This window comes from Pseudomonas sp. R2-7-07 (genome assembly GCF_003852355.1).
GTDB lineage: Bacteria > Pseudomonadota > Gammaproteobacteria > Pseudomonadales > Pseudomonadaceae > Aquipseudomonas.
Map to the genome: position 1 here is coordinate 1,314,930 of NZ_CP027759.1, position 20,194 is coordinate 1,335,123.

At 62.1% G+C, this 20,194-nt stretch carries 17 protein-coding genes; 13 read left to right on the top strand and 4 right to left on the bottom strand.

The genetic code is table 11. The annotated features are described in order from the left end of the window. Positions 1–56 precede the first annotated feature (56 nt). The 8 genes from C4J86_RS05830 (at position 57) to C4J86_RS05865 (ending at position 7,873) form a co-directional block, all read left to right on the top strand. The gene (locus C4J86_RS05830) at positions 57–1,406 is read left to right on the top strand and encodes an amidase (RefSeq protein WP_124369764.1); all 1,350 of its coding nucleotides are present in this window, start codon (positions 57–59) and stop codon (positions 1,404–1,406) included. Next, positions 1,399–2,277, top strand: a complete 879-nt coding sequence (locus C4J86_RS05835) for a polysaccharide deacetylase (protein WP_003234086.1) — start codon at positions 1,399–1,401, stop codon at positions 2,275–2,277. The genes C4J86_RS05830 and C4J86_RS05835 overlap by 8 nt, the downstream gene beginning before the upstream one ends. Positions 2,278–2,299: 22 nt before the next feature. Beyond that, entirely contained in the window at positions 2,300–3,640 is a 1,341-nt protein-coding gene (locus tag C4J86_RS05840) for an MFS transporter (protein WP_124369765.1), read from the top strand. Between the two features lie 10 nt (positions 3,641–3,650). After that, positions 3,651–4,412 carry an SDR family NAD(P)-dependent oxidoreductase gene (locus C4J86_RS05845; RefSeq protein ID WP_124369766.1) on the top strand — a complete coding sequence of 254 codons (762 nt, stop codon included), beginning with the start codon at positions 3,651–3,653 and terminating at the stop codon, positions 4,410–4,412. Positions 4,413–4,549: 137 nt separating this feature from the next. Continuing rightward, positions 4,550–5,299 carry an SDR family NAD(P)-dependent oxidoreductase gene (locus tag C4J86_RS05850; protein ID WP_124369767.1) on the top strand — a complete coding sequence of 250 codons (750 nt, stop codon included), beginning with the start codon at positions 4,550–4,552 and terminating at the stop codon, positions 5,297–5,299. 13 nt (positions 5,300–5,312) lie between these two features. After that, positions 5,313–5,615: a hypothetical protein gene (locus C4J86_RS05855; protein ID WP_124361460.1), complete on the top strand. Its 303-nt coding sequence runs from the start codon at positions 5,313–5,315 to the stop codon at positions 5,613–5,615. Positions 5,616–5,726: 111 nt separating this feature from the next. After that, a complete protein-coding gene (locus C4J86_RS05860; protein ID WP_124369768.1) occupies positions 5,727–6,701 on the top strand; it encodes a GTP-binding protein in 975 nt (324 codons plus the stop codon). After that, complete coding sequence (locus C4J86_RS05865) at positions 6,698–7,873, top strand: PotD/PotF family extracellular solute-binding protein (RefSeq protein ID WP_124369769.1); 1,176 nt, start codon at positions 6,698–6,700, stop codon at positions 7,871–7,873. The genes C4J86_RS05860 and C4J86_RS05865 overlap by 4 nt, the downstream gene beginning before the upstream one ends. A gap of 81 nt (positions 7,874–7,954) precedes the next feature. Here the strand turns inward: C4J86_RS05865 and C4J86_RS05870 are convergent, their stop codons facing one another. Next, entirely contained in the window at positions 7,955–10,372 is a 2,418-nt protein-coding gene (locus tag C4J86_RS05870; RefSeq protein ID WP_124369770.1) for a glucose/quinate/shikimate family membrane-bound PQQ-dependent dehydrogenase, read from the bottom strand. Positions 10,373–10,813: 441 nt separating this feature from the next. Further along, positions 10,814–12,832, bottom strand: a complete 2,019-nt coding sequence (locus C4J86_RS05880; RefSeq protein WP_124369772.1) for a TonB-dependent receptor — start codon at positions 12,830–12,832, stop codon at positions 10,814–10,816. A gap of 169 nt (positions 12,833–13,001) precedes the next feature. On the opposite strand from C4J86_RS05880, the gene C4J86_RS05885 reads away from it, so the two are divergent. Next, complete coding sequence (locus C4J86_RS05885) at positions 13,002–13,235, top strand: VF530 family DNA-binding protein (protein WP_024073644.1); 234 nt, start codon at positions 13,002–13,004, stop codon at positions 13,233–13,235. A gap of 4 nt (positions 13,236–13,239) precedes the next feature. Next, complete coding sequence (locus C4J86_RS05890) at positions 13,240–13,857, top strand: Pr6Pr family membrane protein (RefSeq protein WP_124369773.1); 618 nt, start codon at positions 13,240–13,242, stop codon at positions 13,855–13,857. Between the two features lie 134 nt (positions 13,858–13,991). On the opposite strand, the gene C4J86_RS05895 is transcribed toward C4J86_RS05890, so the two are convergent. Further along, the gene (locus tag C4J86_RS05895) at positions 13,992–14,759 is read right to left on the bottom strand and encodes a siderophore-interacting protein (protein WP_124369774.1); all 768 of its coding nucleotides are present in this window, start codon (positions 14,757–14,759) and stop codon (positions 13,992–13,994) included. After that, positions 14,756–15,304 carry a PadR family transcriptional regulator gene (locus C4J86_RS05900; RefSeq protein ID WP_124369775.1) on the bottom strand — a complete coding sequence of 183 codons (549 nt, stop codon included), beginning with the start codon at positions 15,302–15,304 and terminating at the stop codon, positions 14,756–14,758. Before C4J86_RS05900 ends, C4J86_RS05895 begins: the two co-directional genes overlap by 4 nt. A gap of 517 nt (positions 15,305–15,821) precedes the next feature. On the opposite strand from C4J86_RS05900, the gene C4J86_RS05905 reads away from it, so the two are divergent. The 3 genes from C4J86_RS05905 (at position 15,822) to C4J86_RS05915 (ending at position 20,193) form a co-directional block, all read left to right on the top strand. Beyond that, positions 15,822–16,313, top strand: coding sequence for a CS1 type fimbrial major subunit (locus tag C4J86_RS05905; protein ID WP_124369776.1), 492 nt, complete (start codon positions 15,822–15,824; stop codon positions 16,311–16,313). Positions 16,314–16,435: 122 nt separating this feature from the next. Beyond that, positions 16,436–18,961, top strand: a complete 2,526-nt coding sequence (locus C4J86_RS05910) for a CS1-pili formation C-terminal domain-containing protein (protein ID WP_124369777.1) — start codon at positions 16,436–16,438, stop codon at positions 18,959–18,961. 5 nt (positions 18,962–18,966) lie between these two features. After that, positions 18,967–20,193 (top strand): hypothetical protein, encoded by a 1,227-nt coding sequence (locus C4J86_RS05915; protein ID WP_256681726.1) that lies wholly within the window; start codon positions 18,967–18,969, stop codon positions 20,191–20,193. The last annotated feature ends 1 nt before the right edge of the window (position 20,194 follow it).

Consider the following 20,194-nt stretch of genomic DNA (forward strand, 5'->3'; position numbering starts at 1 on the left):
GCTGCCTCTACAAAACGTACATTTTATAAATATATACGTTTTATGAGGTGATCTTCATGTCAGACGCCACGTCAATGGCCGAAGCGTTCGCCACCGGTCGCAGCGACCCGGTGCAAGTGCTCGAACAAGCGCTTGCCCGCGCGAGCACGGCGCCCAGCGTGTTCATCTCGCTGTGCACCGAGCGTGCCTTGCGTGAGGCGCAAGCGTCCGCCGCGCGCTGGCGTGCCGGTCAGCCGCTGAGTGTGTTCGACGGTGTGCCCCTGGCCTGGAAGGACTTGTTTGACGTGGCCGGCAGCATCACCACCGCAGGCGCCGCTTATCGCCGCGAGGCGCCGGCCGCTTTGCTCGATGCGCCAAGCGTGGGGCTGTTGTGCCGCGCCGGGATGGTCAGCGTGGGCAAGACCAACCTCAGTGAGCTGGCGTATTCGGGCCTGGGCCTGAACCCGCATTTCGGCACGCCCCACAACCCCAACAGCAGCGACCAGCCGCGGATTCCCGGCGGTTCGTCATCCGGTTCGGCCGTGGCCGTGGCAGCCGGGATCGTGCCGATTGCCATGGGCACCGACACCGCTGGCTCGATCCGCATTCCCGCCGCCCTGAATGGCGTGGTGGGCTACCGCAGTAGCTGCCGCCGCTACAGCCGCGACGGCGTGTTTCCATTGGCCCGCAGCCTCGACAGCCTCGGCCCGCTGACCCGCAGCGTGCGCGATGCGCTGGCCATCGACGACCTGCTCCATGGCCGTGCGCAAACCCACGTTGCCCGCAGCCTGAAGGGCCAGCGTTTCGTGCTCGAGCAAGGCGCGCTGGAAGGCATTGAACCGGCGGTGCGCGATAACCTGCTGCGCGCGGTGGACCAGCTCAAGGCTGCCGGCGCGTTGATCGACCTGCGCCCCTGCGCCGCCTTCCAGGCCGCCCTCGACCTGATCCGGCAGCACGGCTGGCTTGGCGCTTTCGAAGCCTTCGCCCTGCACCAGGCCCTGCTCGACAGCCCTGACGCCGAGCAGCTCGACCCCCGCGTGCGTCGCCGCCTCGAAGCCGCGCGCGGCTTGCCAGCCAGCCAACTGATCCACCTGACCGACGCCCGCAGACGTCTGCAGAACCAACTGAGCGACGACCTCGACGGCGCTCTGCTGATCACCCCGACCGTCGCTCACGTCGCCCCGGCGCTGGCGCCGCTGGAGGCCGACGACGAATTGTTCGTCAGCACCAACCTGGCAACCCTGCGCCTGACCATGCCCGGCAGCCTGCTCGACATGCCGGGCGTCAGCCTGCCCAGCGGCCGCGATGCCCTGGGCCTGCCCACCGGGCTGCTGCTCAGCGCCCCTTGCGGCGAAGACGCGCGCTTGCTCAGGGCCGCGCTGTCGGTCGAAACCGCCCTCAACCCTAAGGAGACACACCATGGCTAAAGACATCCTCTGTGCATTTGGCGTCGACGTTGACGCCGTCGCCGGCTGGCTCGGGTCCTACGGCGGCGAAGACTCGCCGGACGACATCTCCCGCGGCCTGTTCGCCGGTGAAATCGGCGCGCCGCGCCTGCTCAAATTGTTCGAGCGCTACGGCCTGCGCACCACGTGGTTTATCCCCGGCCACTCGATGGAAACCTTCCCCGAGCAGATGAAGGCCGTGGCCGACGCCGGCCATGAAATCGGCGTGCACGGCTACAGTCACGAAAACCCCATCGCGATGACCGCCGAGCAGGAGGAAATCGTCCTCGATAAATCCATCGAACTGATCACCCAGGTCACCGGCAAGCGCCCCACCGGCTACGTCGCGCCGTGGTGGGAATTCAGCAAAGTCACCAACGAGCTGCTGCTGAAGAAAGGCATCAAGTACGACCACAGCCTGATGCACAACGACTTCCATCCCTACTACGTGCGCAAGGGCGATAGCTGGACCAAGATCGACTACAGCCAGCACCCCGACACCTGGATGAAACCCCTGGTGCGCGGCGAGGAAACCGACCTGGTGGAAATCCCGGCCAACTGGTACCTCGACGACCTGCCGCCAATGATGTTCATCAAGAAAGCCCCCAACAGCCACGGCTTCGTCAACCCGCGTCACCTGGAAGAAATGTGGCGCGACCAGTTCGACTGGGTCTACCGCGAACATGAACACGCGGTGTTCACCATGACCATCCACCCCGACGTGTCCGGCCGCCCGCAAGTGCTGCTGATGCTTGAGCGTTTGATCGAACACATCCAGAGCCATGCCGGTGTGCGCTTCGTCACCTTCGATGAAATCGCCGACGACTTTATCCGCCGTCAACCCCGCACCTGACCCCCACCCCGAGGCGCGCTCCATGTCTATCTACAACAAGCTTGACCTGACTGGCTGGAAACCCCGGCAACTGACGTCCCAGGAAGTGCGCTTCGCCACCTGGATCGCGTTTTTCGCCTGGGTGTTCGCGGTGTATGACTTCATCCTGTTCGGCACCTTGCTGCCGGAGATCGGCCGGCACTTTGGCTGGGGTGAAGTGGAGCAGGCGCAAATCGCGACCTGGGTGGCGGTGGGCACGGCGGTGGTCGCGTTCGCCATTGGTCCCGTCGTCGATAAACTGGGGCGCCGCCAGGGGATTATTCTGACCGTGGCCGGCTCCGCGCTGTGCTCGGCGCTCACCGCGATTGGCGGGGCGTGGGGCAAGTCGCCGCTGATCCTGATTCGCTCGCTGGGTGGCTTGGGGTATGCCGAGGAAACCGTCAATGCGACGTATCTGAGTGAGCTGTACGGCGCCTCGCAAGACCCGAAACTGACCAAGCGTCGCGGTTTCATTTACAGCCTGGTACAAGGCGGCTGGCCGGTCGGGGCCTTGATCGCCGCGGGGTTGACCGCGCTGCTGCTGCCGATTATCGGCTGGCAGGGCTGTTTCGTCTTCGCCGCGATCCCGGCCATTGTGATCGCGATCATGGCGCGCAAGCTCAAGGAGAGCCCGCAGTTCCAGATTCACCAGCGCATCAGCCAACTGCGTAAACGCGGTGCGGTGAGCGAGGCGCAGAACGTCGCCGTGACCTACGGCGTGGATTATGACGAACACAGCAAGGCCGGCCTCAAGGCTGCATTCCGGGGCCCGGCGCGGCGCGCCACCCTGGTGATCGGCGCCGCGCTGTTGCTCAACTGGGCGGCGATTCAGGTGTTCAGCGTGCTGGGCACCTCCGTGATCATCAGCGTGCACCACATCTCGTTCGAGAACTCGCTGATCATCCTCGTGCTGTCGAACCTGGTGGGCTATTGCGGGTACCTCAGCCACGGCTGGATGGGCGACAAGATCGGGCGGCGCAACGTGATCGGCCTGGGCTGGATGCTCGGCGGCCTGGCATTCGCCGGGATGCTGTTCGGCCCGAGCAATATGCCGATGGTGGTCGGGCTGTACAGCCTGGGCCTGTTCTTCCTGATCGGGCCGTACTCGGCAGCGCTGTTCTTCATCAGCGAAAGCTTCCCCACCAGCATCCGCGCCACCGGTGGCGCGATCATCCATGCCATGGGCCCGATTGGCGCCGTGTTGGCCGGGTTTGGCGCCACCCAGGTGTTGTCCGCCGGCAGCGACTGGCAGACCGCCGCGCTGTGGTTCGGCGCGCTGCCGTGCTTCTTGTCCGGCGCGTTGATGTTTGCCGCGCGCCATGTGCGTCCGGAAACCGTTCAGTAAGGAGTTCTCGATGAGCCGTAAAGTTGCCTTGATTACCGGTGCTGCCAGCGGCATCGGCCAAGCCCTTGCCGTGGCCTACGGGCGCAGCGGCGTGGCGGTGGTGGGAGGGTATTACCCGGCCGATCCCCATGACCCGCAAAGCACGGTTGCCCTGGTGGAAGCAGCCGGCGGCGAATGCCTGATGCTGGCGCTGGACGTGGGCGACAGCGCCTCGGTGGATGCCATGGCCGAGCAAGCGGTGCAGCATTTTGGGCGCCTCGATTACGCGGTGGCCAATGCCGGCTTGTTGCGTCGCGCGCCGTTGCTGGAAATGAGCGATGCGTTGTGGGATGAGATGCTCAATATCGACCTCACGGGGGTGATGCGCACCTTCCGCGCGGCGACCCGGCATATGACCGAAGGCGGCGCGCTGGTGGCAATTTCTTCGATTGCCGGCGGCGTGTATGGCTGGCAGGAACACAGCCATTACGCGGCGGCCAAGGCCGGGGTGCCGGGGTTGTGTCGTTCGCTGGCGGTGGAACTGGCGGCCAGGGGCATTCGGTGCAATGCGGTGATCCCGGGGTTGATCGAGACGCCGCAGTCATTGGATGCGAAGAATTCGCTGGGGCCTGAAGGGTTGGCCAAGGCTGCCAAGGCAATCCCGCTGGGTCGGGTAGGGCGGGCGGATGAAGTGGCGTCGCTGGTGCAGTTCTTGACCAGTGATGCAGCGAGCTACGTAACTGGGCAAAGCATCATCATCGACGGCGGCCTGACCGTGCGCTGGCCTGACTGAATGTACTCAATCGAAAAATGTGGGAGGGGGCTTGCTCCCGATAGCGGTGGGTCAGCCGCTGATGTTTTGTCTGGGCCATTGCTATCGGGAGCAAGCCCCCTCCCACAGGGGAACTGTGTTTTTTCGGGAGTTTTTGTATGAAGCAACTGACTAACCGCCGCGCCGTCATCACCGGGGCCGGCAGCGGCATCGGTGCCGCCATTGCCCAGGCTTACGCGGTCGAGGGCGCTCGCCTGGTGTTGGCCGACCGCAACGCCGCGAGCCTGGCCGAAGTCGCGATCACCTGTCGCAACCTGGGTGCCGAGGTGTTCGAGTGCCTGGCCGATGTCGGTACCGTCGAAGGCGCCCAGGCCAGTGTCGACCGGTGCGTCGAGCACTTCGGCGGGATCGACATCCTGGTCAACAATGCCGGCATGCTGACCCAGGCGCGTTGCGTCGATCTCTCCCTCGAGATGTGGAACGACATGCTGCGGGTCGACCTCACCAGCGTGTTCATCGCCAGCCAACGCGCCTTGCCGCATATGCTCGCGCAGCGCTGGGGGCGGATCATCAACGTTGCCTCGCAACTGGGCATCAAGGGCGGTGCCGAGCTTTGCCACTACGCCGCGGCCAAGGCCGGGGTGATCGGCTTCACCAAGTCCCTGGCCCTGGAAGTGGCCAAGGACAATGTGCTGGTCAACGCTATCGCCCCAGGCCCGATCGAAACCCCGCTGGTGGGCGGCATCAGCGACAGCTGGAAACGCGCCAAGGCCGCCGAACTGCCCCTGGGCCGGTTCGGCCTGGCGGACGAAGTCGCGCCCACCGCCGTGCTGCTGGCCAGTACCCCGGGCGGTAACCTGTTCGTCGGCCAGACCCTCGGCCCGAACGCCGGCGATGTCATGCCATGAGCGGGGCTTAGCCATGTGCGGACTCTGCGGCCTGCTCGGCGAAGACTTGCATTGGAGCGACCCCTTGGGCGATGCACTGCCCAGGCGTCGCGAGCGCCTGCGCCGGATCGCGGCGATCAACCAGGTGCTGGCGGTGTTTCGGCTCAAGGTCGAGGATTTCCAGGGCGCGTCGTACCTGTTGCTCGGCGCGACCGGCAAGCAGGCCCTGGCCAGCGGCCTGGATCAACTCTGGCAGGCGGCCGAAACCATGCTCGGCCGCCCGCTGGATCCCCTTGACCCGCGTCTACTTGACCACCTGGAAAACACCCCACTGTAGGAGCGAGCTTGCTCGCGAAAAACGTCAACCCTAACGCGTGTTGTCTGGATGTACCTGGCGCTCTCGGGTTTTTCGCGAGCAAGCTCGCTCCTACAGGGGGCGGAGGTAAATATGAGCATTGCTCTGAATGTGATCACCGGTTTCCTCGGCAGCGGCAAAACCACCTTGCTCAAGCGCCTGTTGCAGGGCGAAAGCCTGGGCGACACCGCGCTACTGATCAATGAGTTCGGCGATGTCGGCATTGATCATCTGCTGGTGGAGGAAGTCGCACCAGACACCGTCCTGCTGCCCAGCGGCTGTGTGTGCTGCTCGATTCGCGGCGAGTTGAAAGACGCACTGCTCGGCCTGTTGCAACGCCGTGAACGCGGGGAAATCCCGGCCTTCAAACGGGTGATCCTGGAAACCACCGGCCTGGCCGACCCGGCGCCGATCCTCGCCACGCTGAACAACGACATGCAACTGCGCGGGCGTTTTCATATCGGCCTGGTGATCACCCTGGTCGATGCCAGCCATGCCGCCTTGCAGGAACGCCTGCACCCGGAGTGGCTGGCCCAGGTGGCGGCGGCCGACCGGCTGTTGCTGAGCAAGACCGACCTGGTCGACGATTGCGCCGCGCTGCGCGAGCACCTGCACGCCCTCAACGGCGGTACGTTGATCCTCGATACCCAGGCGATTCACAGCGGCGATCAACTGCTGCTCGGCGAGGGCGTGCGCGGCACCGAGCCCGCCGTCGAGGTCAGTCGCTGGCAACTGCATCAACCCGCCACCGCCAACCACGGCGCGGCGCAGGTGTGCTGCCTGACTTTCGAGCAACCGCTGGACTGGGTCGGGTTCGGGGTGTGGTTGTCGATGCTGCTAAGATGCCACGGCGAACGAATCCTTCGCGTCAAAGGACTGCTCAACGTGAACGCAAGCTCGGCCCCCATCGTCATCCATGGTGTACAGCACTGCCTGCATGCCCCGGTGCATTTGCCTGCCTGGCCTGGCACTGAGCGCCAGTCGCGCCTGGTGTTTATCCTGCGCGGCCTCGACCCCGCGCTGTTGCGCCGTTCCTTCGACGTGTTCGCGCGGCGGTTCGCGGCATGATCACACTGCGCGTGCTCGGCACCTCCGTGACCTTGCTCGAATGCCTGCGCGTGCGGGCCGAGCAGGAGCTGGGCATTCGCCTGGTGTACCAGGTGCATGATGTGGAACAAGCCCAGCGTATTGCGGTGATGCAGCCGGACAGCTACGACCTCTACGACCAGTGGTTCCACAACGTCGACTTTGTGTGGCCGGCGCGGGCGATCCAGCCGATCGACACGCGGCGCATCGCGCTGTGGCATGAGATCAACGACTTGCCCAAGCGCGGTCGACTCTCGCCCAACGACCGCCTGGGCAGTGGCAGCGTGCCGAGTGAGCGGCTGTTCGTGCAGCACGACGGCAGCCTCGGCAGCAGCGTAACCGAGCGCATCAGCATGCTGCCGCTGACCCACAACGCCGACAGTTTTGCCTATCGCCCCGAGCGTTTGCCCGAAGGTTTCTGCCACGGCAACGAAAGCTGGGGCTGGCTGCTCGACCCGGCGTGGCGCGCGCGCACCGCCCTGCAAAGCGACGCCGCCATCGGTGCCCTGGATGCCGCGCTCGCCGTGCAGGGTGCGGGGCTGGCGCAGTTCCGGGACATCGGCAACATGAGCATCGAGGAGATCGATGTGCTGGCCGAGATCCTGGTGCGCAAGCAGAAGGAGGGGCACTTTGCGGCGTTCTGGTCGGACGACGAAGAAGCCGCGCAATTGATGCTCAGCCCGAGCATCGACATCCAGAGCCTGTGGTCGCCGACCTTGATGCGCCTGCACCGTGCCGGGGTGAAATACCGGCTCGCCGTGCCGCGCGAAGGCTATCGCGCCTGGTTCGGCGGCTTGTCGTTGTCGCGCCATGCCCAGGGGCCGGTGCTGGATGCGGCCTATGCCTACCTGAACTGGTGGTTGTCCGGCTGGCCTGGGGCGGTGATGGCGCGCCAGGGTTACTACATCGGTAACCCGGCGCGTACCCGCGATCATCTGAGCAGCGCGGAGTGGGATTACTGGTACGCCGGCAAGCCTGCGCGTGAAGAGCTGTCGGGCAGCGATGGCTTGCCATTGATCGACATCGGCGAGGTGCGCGACGGCGGCTCCTATGAGCAGCGCATGGGGCACATTGCGGTGTGGAACTCGGTGATGGACGAGCACAACTACCTGGTGCGCCGTTGGGGCGATTTCATGCGCGCACGTTGCCTGTAAAACCCACGACGGCTTATCAGGCGTGCACAAAAAAGGCGGCTACCCATCAGGTAGCCGCCTTTGTTTTACCGCCGGGTTTACTTAATCCGGCAGTTTGAACGCCATCACGTAGTCACCCTGCTTGGTGCCCAGGGAACCGTGACCGCCGGCCATGACCAGCACGTATTGCTTGCCGTCCTTGCCGGTGTAGGTCATCGGGGTGGTTTGCGCGCCTGCAGGCAGGCGGCCTTCCCACAGTTGCTTGCCGTTTTTTACGTCGTAGGCACGCAGGTACTGGTCGAGGGTGCCGCTCAGGAACGCTACGCCACCTGCAGTGGTGAACGTACCGCCCAGGCTTGGCACGCCCATGGTCAGCGGGATCGGAACCGGCGAGCTGTCACGCACGGTGCCGTTCTTGTGCATCCAGATGGTTTGGTGGGTGGTCAGGTCGACCGCCGCCACGTAACCCCAGGCTGGCGCCTGGCACGGCAGGCCCAGCGGCGAGAGCAGCGCTTCGAGGATCACACCGTACGGCGCGCCTTTGTTCGGCTGTACGCCTTGGGTTTCGCTGACACGTGGGCCTTGCTTGGCGATATCGGCGGCCGGGATCAGTTTCGATTTGAACGCCATGTAGCTCGGGTTCACGAAAGCGATCTGGCGGACCGGGTCAACCGAGATGCCGCCCCAGTCGAACACGCCGAAGTTACCTGGGTAGACGATCGAGCCTTGCAGCGACGGCGGCGTGAACGGGCCGTCGTAGCGCATCGACTTGAAGTCGATCCGGCACAGCATCTGGTCGAACGGTGTCACGCCCCACATATCGCGTTCTTTCAACGGCGGCGGCATGAAGTTCAGGTCAGACTTCGGCTGGGTAGGGGAGGTGCGATCGCCGGCAACGGCGCCCTGTGGTACCGGGATTTCATTGATCGGCACTACCGGTTGGCCGGTGGCACGGTCCAGCACGTAGATGCTGCCTTGCTTGGTCGACGCCATCACCGCTTGCTTGACGCCGTCAGCGGTCTTGATGTCGATCAGCGAAGGCTGGCCGCCCACGTCCATGTCCCACAGGTCGTGGTGGGTGAACTGGAAGGTCCACTTCACGTGGCCGCTGTCGATGTCCAGGGCGGTCAGGCCGGCAGCGTATTTTTCGGAGTCATCGGTACGGTCACCGCCGTACTGGTCGGGCATCTGGTTGCCCATCGGCAGGTAGAGCATGCCGAGTTTTTCATCCACGGCGAACATGGACCACATGTTCGGCGAGTTGCGGGTGTAGGTCTTGCCCTCGGCCAACGGGGTGGTGTCGTCCGGGTTGCCGCTGTCCCAGTTCCACACCAGCTTGCCGGTGTGCACGTCGAACGCACGGATCACGCCGCTTGGCTCGTCGGTGGAGACGTTGTCGGTCACGTGACCGCCGATCACCACCAGATTTTTGGTCACGGCCGGTGGCGAGGTGGAGTAGTAACCGCCTGGGGCGAAGGTGCCGATATTGGCACGCAGGTCGACCTGGCCTTTGTCACCGAAGTCTTCGCACATCTTGCCGGTGTCGGCGTTCAGGGCGATCAGGCGGGTGTCGGCAGTCGGCACGAAGATGCGTTTCGGGCAGGCGGTCGGCGCGGCGGCCGGGCTGGCGCTGCCAGTCGGGCTCTGCTCGGAGGCGTAGGCGGCGTCATCATGATACGACACGCCACGGCAGGTCATGTGCGCCCAACCCTTGAAGTTCTCGGCACCCTGGGTGGTGATCTTCGGGTCGAAACGCCAGATTTCCTTGCCGGTGTCCGGGTCCAGGGCAATCACCTGGCTGTGCGGGGTGCACACGTACAGCATGCCGTTGACTTTCAGCGGGGTGTTTTCCGCGGTGGTTTCACCGGGATCGCCTGCGCCCGGAATGTCACCGGTACGGAAGGTCCAGGCCGGCACCAGCTTGTGCGCGTTTTCCGGCGTGATCTGGGCCAGTGGCGAGTAACGGTCGCCGAAGGCCGAGCGGCCGTACGAATTCCAGTCGCCATCGGCCTGGGCAGGTGCAGCGCTGGCCATGCCCGGCACCGCATCGCGGTCCAGTTGGCCGGTCTTGACCATTTCACCGGGGTTGGTGAATTGGCTGGCCAGGGCGGCAGCGCCCGCCAGCACCACGGCCACGCTCAGGGCGCCGGTGCCCAACGGCGCGGCTTGACCACGCAGCAACGGACGGCGAAACCATGGCAACAACATGACGATGCCCAAGGCGAACAGCAGGGCCAGGCGCGGCACCAACTGCCACCAGTCCAAGCCGACTTCCCATAGCGCCCACACCGTGCTGGCGAACAGCACCAGTGCGTACAGGCCCAGCGCAGCGCGGCGGGTGGCCAGCAGCAAAACGCCGGTCAAGGCGATGCCGATACCGGCCAGCAGGTAATACAGCGAGCCGCCGAGCATGCTCAGCTTGACCCCACCGGCCAGCAAGGCCAGCCCCATGATCAGCAGCAAGACGCCTAGCAACCTGGGCAGCAGGCGGCTTGGGCTTGAGGCACCATCAGTGCTCATAGTGTGTTTCTCCGTTACGTTGGAATTATGTAAGCCCGTGCTTCACTCACTGTAGATGACGATTCGGCGCGGGCTTGGTTCAGCGTTATTTTTGGTTTTTTCTGTGGATAACTCGGTTATCCACAGGCGGGCAATAAACCCCCAGGCGCAGGTCGATTTAAGACAGCGCTGTCTTTGCGTGAAGGGAAGATTCGGCAAATGGGGTCAGACCGGGGGGTGAAGCGTTTCAGGTTGTTGCGAAGGATAATGCGGCGGGGCGTTTAGAGAAAGGGTGAATCGCAAGATGCATCATTTCAGATTTGGTAACAGTGACTCAGTGTCGCGGCAAAACAGTGTGGGAGGGGGCTTGCTCCCGATGGCGGTGGGTCAGTCATTTAATGTGCCGACTGGCGCACCGCTATCGGGAGCAAGCCCCCTCCCACAGGGGATTTTCGGCGCGGTTTAAAAAGTGGTGCGGATGCCGACTTGCACGCTGCGCCCCGGCGCCGGCGCAATATCGCGCAGGATCGAGCTGGCGTAGCGCACGGTCTGGTTGGTCAGGTTTTCGCCATTGACGAACGCCAGCCACTGGCTGCTGCCGACGTTGAAGTGATAACCCGCGCTCGCGCCGAGGGTGGTATAGCCATCGGTGCCGCTTTCGTTACTCGGCACGCGCCCTTGGCCGGCGGCATGTTCTACGTCGATGCGCGCCTGCCAGCGATCCAGCTCCCATAGCAAACCGCTGTTCAAGCGCAGCGGCGCAATGCGCGGCAGGGCTTCGCCGGTGTCCAGGTTGGTTGCACGCGTGTAGTCGCCCGACAGCTCCAGGGCGAACTTGCCGTAGGCGCTTTCGCCAAGTTTCCAGTGATCCTGGGCTTCGAAGCCGGCGAAACGTGCGCGTACCCCGGAGTAGGTGTACTCGGGAATACCGCCTGCGTCTTCTTCACCTTCATCGTTCAACGTACGCCCCGTGCCGAGCAAACCGATGTAGTTGGAGAAGCGGCTGTAGAACACGCCAAAGCTGCCCTTGTGGATGCCATTGTCAAAGCGCAGGGCCAGGTCGCTGGACACGGCTTTTTCCTTCGACAGGTTGGCGTCGCCCAATTCATAAGTGCCGGTGGCGACGTGAGCACCATTGGCGTACAGCTCGTAGAACGTCGGGGCGCGCTCGGTGTAGCCCAGGGTGGCGGCCAACGACCAGATCGGCGTCAGGCTGTAGACCGCGCCGGACGACAGGCTGCCTGCGGTGAAGGCATTGGCCTTGTCGGCATTGGCGAAGCGCGCATTGCCCTTGGCATCCGGGTCAACGCTGGTATGTTCCAGGCGCCCGCCGAGGCTGAGGGTGAGGCGCTCGGTGGCGTGCATCTGCTCAAGAATGAACAGTGCGCCGGCGTTGGTATCGGTCTGGGGCACGAAGGCTTCTTCGCCCAGGGCCGAAAATTCGTTGCGGGTCACTTGCGCGCCGACCACGCCGTCGAATGGCCCGATGGGCTGGTGGCGGGCTTCCACGCGGGCTTCATAGCCTTTGTTCTTGAAGGTGGTGCCGGTCTCGCCCCCTTCGATCTCGCGGTGCTGGTAGTCGGTGTAGCCTGCGTCGATTTTCACCGAGGTAAACGGGCCTTGCAGGTTGCGGATTTCGGAGGCGAACGCGTAGTGCTCCTGTTGCATGCGGATGCGCACGTCCTGCTCGGCGGGCGAGCCGTAGTTGCTGTCGTAGTTGCTGTAGGACAGGCCCGCGTAGCCATCATCCCAGGTGTAGGACCCACCCACCGCGCCGCCATCCTGGCGCCCATCGCTGTTGCCCAGGCGACCGTTTTTGCCGGGGCCTGCGTCGGTTTCGGGCGCATGACGGCTGCGCGCATCACTTGGAATTTTCAGGTCGTTGAACTCCCGCGCGTTGGCGTCCAGGTGCAAGGCGAAGGTGCCGTCGCCGGCTTCCAGCTTGCCCGCGCTGCTGCGCGTGGTGTCGGCACCGCCGTAGCGCAGTTCACCGGCACCGTGGATGCCCTCGATGGCTGCGGTGGGGATGCGGTTGTCGAAGGTGTTGACCACCCCGCCGATGGCGCTGCCGCCGTATAACAAGGCCGCCGGGCCGCGCACGATTTCGATGCGCTCGACGTTGATCGGGTCCAGCGGCACGGCGTGGTCATAGGACAGTGATGACGCATCCAGCGCGCCCACGCCGTTGCGCAGCAGGCGAATACGGTCACCGTCCTGGCCACGAATGATCGGCCGGCTGGCACCGGGGCCAAAGTACGAAGACGATACGCCCGGCTGTTTGTTCAGGGTTTCGCCCAGGCTGCCTTTTTGTTGCAGGGTCAGGTCGTCGCCCTCCAGCACGGTGGTGGGCGAGGCGAGTTGCGCGCTGCCCAGGGGATTGCCAGTGATGATTTGCGATGGCAGTTCCAGGGCGTGGGCTTCGGAGCAGATCAGCAGGGCGGCGGCGAGGGGCGACAGGCGCCAGAGACAGGAGAGCGACATCGGACATTCCTTGGCAGGATCTTGATAAGTATCGTTACAATATAACATCTCTTTTTTCGCTGAAAAGGGGAACTTTTACCGACGGGCTATATTCAATGCAGTGCTTCCACCGGTACGCCCCGTCCGCTAAGGTGCGCGGCTGTGTTTTCTCTCTCGCAAAAGGCCCGGCATGACCGCGACAAGCAACGACCCACTTCACGGCGTGACCCTGCAACACGTCCTCACTACCCTGGTGGAACACTACGAATGGGCAGGCCTGGCCGAACGCATTGATATCCGCTGCTTCAAGAGCGATCCCAGCATCAAGTCGAGCCTGACCTTCCTGCGCAAGACCCCATGGGCGCGGGAAAAAGTTGAAGGCTTGTACGTCAAGCTGATGCGCACCAAACGCCCGCTGGACTGAGCCCGTGAAGCGTTTTGTGACAGCGGCCGCGTTGGCCGGTTGGGTGGGGCTGGCGATTCAGCAATACCTGATTCTGTATTCGCGCTGGTCCAGCGGTGCCAGCTTGCTGGGCGGATTGATCAGTTTCTTCAGTTTTTTCACGGTACTGACCAATACCTTGGTCGTCGTGGTGCTGAGCTATTGGCTGGTCAAGCGCGAATCGGCCGGCAAGCGGTTTTTCCTCGCGCCGGGTATCAGCAGTGGTATTGCCGCGAGCATTGTCGTGGTAAGCCTGGCCTACAACCTGTTGCTGCGGCACTTATGGAGCCCCGAGGGCTTTCAATTCATTGCCGATGAATTGCTGCACGACGTGATGCCGGTGCTGTTTCTGATCTTTTGGTGGCGGTGCGTGCCCAAGGGCACCTTGCGCCTCAAGCACATTGCCGGGTGGGTGGTTTACCCCCTGGTGTACTTCGCCTATGTGCTGTTGCGCGGGCATTTGCTGGGGCAGTATCAATACCCGTTCATGGATGTGGGCAGCCTGGGTTACCCGCAGGTGTTCTTGAATGCCGGGGGGATTTTGCTGGGGTTTATCGTCATTGCGTTGGCGGTAGTGGGGCTGGATAACCGCCTGAAAAGGTGACCCACGATCTAAAGTGGGCACAGTCAGTGTGGGAGGGGGCTTGCTCCCGATGGCGGTGTGTCAGAACAAATTTATTTACTGATCCACCGCCATCGGGAGCAAGCCCCCTCCCACAGTTTTGACCGAGTTCAGGGTTAATCTTCTTCGCTGCCTTCCGCACGCCAGTAGCCCGCCGCCTTCAAGAACTCCTCATTGACCTTGTGCGTATCCAGCAACACCCGCCGCACCTGGCGCGACAGCTTGGTTTCGGTCGCGACAAAGCTGTACAACTTTCCGCCGGGCAACGTCAGGTTGCGCACGACCTCAAGCAGGTCTGCCTCGCCGCGCACCACCCAGATAATCTCGACATCCGCCGCGCTCTCCAGCACTTGCTGCTCTGCGGCATCGGCAATTTCGATCACCGCCAGCACCTTGCGCCCGGCGGGCAGTTCTTCCAGGCGCCGGCCGATGGCGGGCAGGGCGGTTTCATCGCCGATCAGCAGGTAGCTGTCGAAGATATCCGGCACGATCATCGAACCTCGTGGCCCACCGATATACAGGTGCTGGCCGACTTGCGCCTGCTCGGCCCAGGTGGACGCTGGGCCATCGCCGTGCAGCACGAAGTCGATATCCAGTTCGCCAATGCTCAGGTCGTAACGCCGTGGCGTGTAATCGCGCATCGCCGGTTGTGGGCCGTCGCCCTTGATGGTGAACGTCGGGCTTTCCAGGGCCGCTTGTTCGGCGGCGTTCTGCGGGAACAGCAGCTTGATGTGATCATCGCTGCCCAGGCTGACAAAGCCCGCCAGTTCCGGGCCGCCCAACGTAATGCGGCGCATGCGCGGGGTGATGTCCACCACCCGCAGTACCTGCAGGCGGCGGCGTTTGACTTCGTGGGTCACGCGATGAATGGCTTGTGTGTTCATTGGTCTTTCCCGTCGGCAATGGCTTGCGCGGTGCGGTTGAGCAGCGCCGCGACACGCGTGATTTCGTCCGGGCTCCAGCGCCCGTGGTGCGAATGCAAGGCATGGCGCAGGTTGTGCACCGCCTCGTGGATTTCCGGTGGCCGGTCGTGGCCGCGCAGCGAGCGTTTGCTTACGTCCATGCGCATGCGAATGCCTTCGAGGGCAACCGCCTGTTCGCTCAATAACAGACGACCGGCATCGGTGATTGTGTAGCGTTTTTTTCCGCCCTCGGCGTCGCCCGTGATCAATTCGCTTTCTTCGAGAAAGGTCAGCGTGGGGTAGATCACCCCGGGGCTGGGGCTGTAGGCGCCGTCGAACAGGGTTTCGATCCGGCGGATCAGGTCGTAGCCGTGGCAGGGCATTTCGGCGATCAGCGCCGGTAGCAGCAATTTCAGATCACCCGGCGCAAAGACGCGCGGGCCACGCTCGGCCCGTTCGCGGCTGGAGCGTTTGTCAAAGATGTCGCGGCCGCTACCGGTTGCGCGGTGCGAGTGAGGGTCTTTCATTGTCGTGCTCTCTGAAAAATCAAGATACAACTTAAGATATATCTTATCCTGCGTAAAGGCCTTCTCCGATGAGCGGTTCGGCGGCCGCCAAAGGCGATGACGGACTGGTAACGACTAACATACCGAGTTATTAAAAAACTAAGCCAGGATTAAAAGATTGAGTTAATACTCTAATTAGATGTTTAATTAAGCCTCGTTATATCGCCATGTAATACGTTTCTGACAGTCCGGGTTTTTAGCGCGCGAAAGTCATGAGTTTATAGTGTCTTTGTAGGACATGTATTACAGGTGCTGATGGCATTATTTGGCTTTTTTGTTTTTGTCTCACTGGCCATATGGCCTATGGCTACATGCTTTAGAGAAGGCTCTGGCTTACTTTGATTTTAATTCGGTGGAAGATATGCCTGCGTCCTAAGACACAGTCGGATCTTGCAAAGCTGTGCTCTTTAAATGCGTGAGAAAGTTGCAAGCTGATCGGGCTTTCAACTCAATTAAAGCGATATACAGGTACCTAATAATGCTTAAGAAAACTGCTTTCGTACTGCCACTGGTTATGTTGGCCTTCGGTTCTTCCAGCGTCTTTGCCGCCGGTGAAGCCACCAGCGTCATCAACATCAAGGCAACCATTCCTACCAAACAGTTCCATGCACAACCGCTCAACCCGGACTTCGGTCGCGATGAGACCATGACCTACAACACTGTGACCGGTAACCTGAGCAGCCTGCGCGAAACCTACGCGGTAAAAAATACCGACGGTTCGGTCAAGGCTTACATCGAAGGCGGTCCAGCTTCCCTGAGCAACGGCACTGCGTCCATTGCCCTGACCACTTCCTTCAACGGCGTCACCCTGACCGGCTCGCCGCTGGAAGTTGTCGATGATGCCAGTTCCACTCCAGGTACCCAGGCTGACCTGGTTATTGTTCCAGCCAAACCTGCCGACACGGATGCGGGTCTCTTCACCACCAACTTCACCGTGGTCTTCGACCACGAGCCTCGCGTCACCCTGTGAGCGCAATAAGTTGACCCGTAAGCGTCGTTTTATTGGGTAGCGATTACCGATCAACAGGCAGTGTCCCTGTCGGTTGATCGGCCTTTATTGTGTTGAAAATCCGTATTCAGAGTATTCCGTTCATGTTCCCGATGACTCCCATCGCGGCAGCGCTTGCCCTGTTGTTTTGTGCGGGTGCGTTAGCTGCTCCAGTGGCCGATGGCACAACACCGCGCAGTTTGCTGGCTCAGGCCAAGGGTTTGCCGGCGGACTTTGAAGAGCACTTTTTCGATGTGCCCCTGGCCGTTCGAGTTGAGCGTGACCAAGAGTTCGTAGGGGAGGCAATGATTGTCTTGTCTCGTGAAGACACCCTGACCCTTCTTTCGTTTAACGACCATGAAGGAAGCCCGGTCAAGGACGATGAACGTGAGCGCTGGGCCGAGTACCTCAAGCAGCAAGTGCCACTGGGCGCCTGCGAGAGTAACTGCCCCGACCAGTTGCTGGCCGTGCACTACAACCTGGAAAAATCCCTGGTCTCACTGCTGACCGAGAACGCCGAGCGCGACACCGAAAGCCGGCGTTACCACGAGCTTCCCCACGAGGGCAGCGCAGGCCTGATTGTGCGTAACCAACTGAACCTTAACGGCGGCCAGGGCCAGGACACGGGCGGGCGTTTTGGGATTGACGCCAGCAGCAGCCTGGGCAATTGGAGCCAGGTGTTGAACGCGCAGTTTTCGCGCCTCGGCGGCCCCGATAACGACGCCCTCAACCATGCGGTGTACTCGCTCTACACCCAGCGCGAACTGGAAGGCCAGTTCCTGCGCCTGGGCTATTTCACGCCCAATGCCGAAGGTCTCACCCGGCAATTGCGCACCTTCGGCGCCAGCCCCGACACCGCCATCGGCGTGATGTACGGCAGCTCCGACACCTTGATGATCAACAACCCCAAGGCCAGCATCTATCCGATTGCCATTACCGCCAACCGCCAGGGTTCGGTGGAGATTTATCGCAATGGCCTGTTGATCAACACCCAGCCCGTCACCAGTGGCCTGCAGAACCTGGACACACGTCCGTTGCCCGGCGGGATCTATGAGGTCGAAGTGCGCCTGATAGAAGACGGCCAGGTCACTAACACCACCCAGGAATTGGTCTACAAGCCCAGCAACTGGCGTAACAACGATGACCGCTGGCGCTATAACGTATTTGCCGGCCAGGAAAGCAAGTTGCTCAGCAACTGGGATGAACAGTCCAGTGGCGACACGACCGCTGGCGTTTCCCTCAACTACCTGGCCCACCCGCGCGTGGTGTTGGGCGTTTCGGGGCGCCAGGTTAAAGACCGCATGCAATACGGCACCTCCATCGACTGGACGCTGGCCAGCTCCGCCAGCGTGTACGCCAACGTCTACCAGACCGACAACTACGGCACCGGTGTCGACCTCAACGGGCTCTATAACTATGGCGCCGGTACGGTGGTGTTTAACCATACCCGCAGCTGGCTGGACACCCGCAACACCTACGAATACCTGCCCGATGGCACGCGCATTCGCCAGGTGAATGTGTTTGTCGGCCAGACCAGTAACTCCTCGATTTCCCTGAATCACCGGCTCAGTAACTTGCGTTCGGTGAGTGCCAGACTGTCCCACACCGAAGGTAACGTAGAAGGCGTTGGCCTGGACCTGGGCTGGAGCGAGCGCACCCATCTGTTTGGCAGCGACGCCAACTGGCGCTTGTCCTTGTATGACCGGCCGGGCAGTGCCAGCACTGGCGACAAGCGTAATCGCGGCGTCGATCTGAGTGTCAGCCTGGCCCTTGGCGGCCCGGGTGAACAGTGGTCCGCCAGCCTCGGGACGCGCACCGCCCGGGACGGCTCACGCGATAACAACGCCTCTGTGACCTATCGCAAAGACCTGCAAGATCACCTGCTGCAAAGCGTCTCGGCCACGGCAATTACCGACACCTACGGCATCGGCATGTCGGGCATGGCCAGCTTTGAAACCGACGCCCTGCAGGGCGATGCGTTTGTGCAGCAATCGTCGTTCAACAATGAGCTGAGCGGTGGCTTGAACCTGGAGAGCACCCTCGCCCTCGGCCGCCAGAAGATGGTCCTCACCAGCCAGTATTCCGGTACCGGCGCGGGAATGATTGTCGACGTCGAGACCGATATCGACGACATCGCCCTGCGCGCCGATGACTTCAGTGGCGGCAGCACCCCGTTGCGGATTGGGCGCAATTTTATCCCGATCACGGCCTACAAGGGTGGCGCGGTGACGTTTGACTTCGAGGGTAACCACGCGCCTTCGGCCTCGATCCAGCCGCACCGTGTCAGTTACCACCTGAACAAGGGCGGGGTGGAATACCTCAAGGTCAACGTGATGCAAACCGTGACCGTCCTCGGGCGCCTGGTCGACCCGCAGGGTAAACCGCTCAAGGGCCATCACGTCATCAACCACGCCACCCGTGGGGTGAGTGAGGTGGATGGTTTCTTCTCCCTGGAGATGAACGCCAGCTCGCCGACCCTGGAAGTGCGCCACAACAATCAGTTGCTGTGCCAGTTCCGTCTTGATCCGTCCAAAGCGCCCAGTGAAAACAATGTGCTGATGATTGGTGATCTGCGCTGCACGCCGGACACCTTGGCCGATTCCACCCTTAACGCTCAGACCGCCGGTTGAATGTCATGACGAGACCATTCATCCGCATGAAAACCATGAGCGCACTGTTTAGTCAGGTTGTGGCCGTGGCAGCGGCCCTGTTGTTCAGCTCGTCGGCGCCAGGCGCTACTGAAGAGATCACGGCAGTGTTCCGTCCGGATCCCGGCAACCCGATGGTGAACCAGTTTGAGAACACCACGCCGCCTGGAGGGTATTGCCGTGATCACCCGACGTATTGTCAAAATGGGGTGTTCAGCATCAATTTTCCGATCAACTTCAACGCCGTCGTTCCGATTCAGCCTTTGGACCAGATACGTAACGGGCCGATGTTCCAGGTCCCTTCTTCGTTAACGGCTGTGACTGTCCGACACCGGGAAAAGGGGCATACAGAGCAGGTTCTCTTGCGGGTCAGCGGTATAGGCGGAGCCCATGAGCAGACGCAGCCACTGCATGAGGGTACATGGGAGGGGGGCAACTGGGTCAATGCTCCATCCCCGTGTCAATATGGCGGCGTAGGGTATGGCAACGCTTACTATTACGGGTTTTTCTGGCGGGTACCTCCAGGCGCTGGTGTTTGCTTCAAGCGCCCTACGCACATCCTCCCTGATTTCAAATACTCGAACTTGAGTATTTCCTATGAACTGATCACACCCAACCCTCTGGGTATGTTATCGGGCACTTATGAGGGGACTCATAGTTTTCTGATCGGCCCTGGCCAGGACTTCGACATGGGTGACGTCATGTTGCCCGACGACAACGTATTAACGCTCAACTTCGTTCTGGACGTGGAGCACGCCCTTAAGGTCGAGCTTCCTGCGGGCGGTAATCGTATTGAGTTGGTCCCTCAGGGCGGCTGGCAAACCTGGTTGAACCAGGGCCGCAAACCCGCGCGGTTGTTCCGCGATCAGACTTTCCACATCTACGTGTCGTCGCGTTTCAAGATGCAGTTGGAGTGCGAGCGTGTAATCGGCGACACCTGCGCCTTGAAAAACGGTGACGGCCACAAGGTCCCCCTGGATATCAGCGTAAGCCTTCCCCACGGCCTGACTCGTCCCGATGGCTCCGGCGTTGATCGTCAACCTTTGCTCTTGAGCGGTGCTGGTACCGAGGAGTTCCAGCCAGGGTTCTACGTCAATCACCGCCCGGGAACGCTGCATTTTGAGGTCAAGAAAGAACATGCCGACACGATGGTGGCGCAGGGAGGCACCACCTATTCGGGGCAGGTGACGGTCGTTTGGGATTCGGAGGTTTGAG

What these genes read in the sequence shown, in the direction of transcription:
- C4J86_RS05830 (WP_124369764.1), top strand. Translation starts at nt 57, where the DNA reads ATGTCAGACGCCACGTCAATGGCCGAAGCGTTCGCCACCGGTCGCAGC.
- C4J86_RS05835 (WP_003234086.1), top strand. Translation starts at nt 1,399, where the DNA reads ATGGCTAAAGACATCCTCTGTGCATTTGGCGTCGACGTTGACGCCGTC.
- C4J86_RS05840 (WP_124369765.1), top strand. Translation starts at nt 2,300, where the DNA reads ATGTCTATCTACAACAAGCTTGACCTGACTGGCTGGAAACCCCGGCAA.
- C4J86_RS05845 (WP_124369766.1), top strand. Translation starts at nt 3,651, where the DNA reads ATGAGCCGTAAAGTTGCCTTGATTACCGGTGCTGCCAGCGGCATCGGC.
- C4J86_RS05850 (WP_124369767.1), top strand. Translation starts at nt 4,550, where the DNA reads ATGAAGCAACTGACTAACCGCCGCGCCGTCATCACCGGGGCCGGCAGC.
- C4J86_RS05855 (WP_124361460.1), top strand. Translation starts at nt 5,313, where the DNA reads ATGTGCGGACTCTGCGGCCTGCTCGGCGAAGACTTGCATTGGAGCGAC.
- C4J86_RS05860 (WP_124369768.1), top strand. Translation starts at nt 5,727, where the DNA reads ATGAGCATTGCTCTGAATGTGATCACCGGTTTCCTCGGCAGCGGCAAA.
- C4J86_RS05865 (WP_124369769.1), top strand. Translation starts at nt 6,698, where the DNA reads ATGATCACACTGCGCGTGCTCGGCACCTCCGTGACCTTGCTCGAATGC.
- C4J86_RS05870 (WP_124369770.1), bottom strand. Translation starts at nt 10,372, where the DNA reads ATGAGCACTGATGGTGCCTCAAGCCCAAGCCGCCTGCTGCCCAGGTTG.
- C4J86_RS05880 (WP_124369772.1), bottom strand. Translation starts at nt 12,832, where the DNA reads ATGTCGCTCTCCTGTCTCTGGCGCCTGTCGCCCCTCGCCGCCGCCCTG.
- C4J86_RS05885 (WP_024073644.1), top strand. Translation starts at nt 13,002, where the DNA reads ATGACCGCGACAAGCAACGACCCACTTCACGGCGTGACCCTGCAACAC.
- C4J86_RS05895 (WP_124369774.1), bottom strand. Translation starts at nt 14,759, where the DNA reads ATGAACACACAAGCCATTCATCGCGTGACCCACGAAGTCAAACGCCGC.
- C4J86_RS05900 (WP_124369775.1), bottom strand. Translation starts at nt 15,304, where the DNA reads ATGAAAGACCCTCACTCGCACCGCGCAACCGGTAGCGGCCGCGACATC.
- C4J86_RS05905 (WP_124369776.1), top strand. Translation starts at nt 15,822, where the DNA reads ATGCTTAAGAAAACTGCTTTCGTACTGCCACTGGTTATGTTGGCCTTC.
- C4J86_RS05910 (WP_124369777.1), top strand. Translation starts at nt 16,436, where the DNA reads ATGTTCCCGATGACTCCCATCGCGGCAGCGCTTGCCCTGTTGTTTTGT.
- C4J86_RS05915 (WP_256681726.1), top strand. Translation starts at nt 18,967, where the DNA reads ATGACGAGACCATTCATCCGCATGAAAACCATGAGCGCACTGTTTAGT.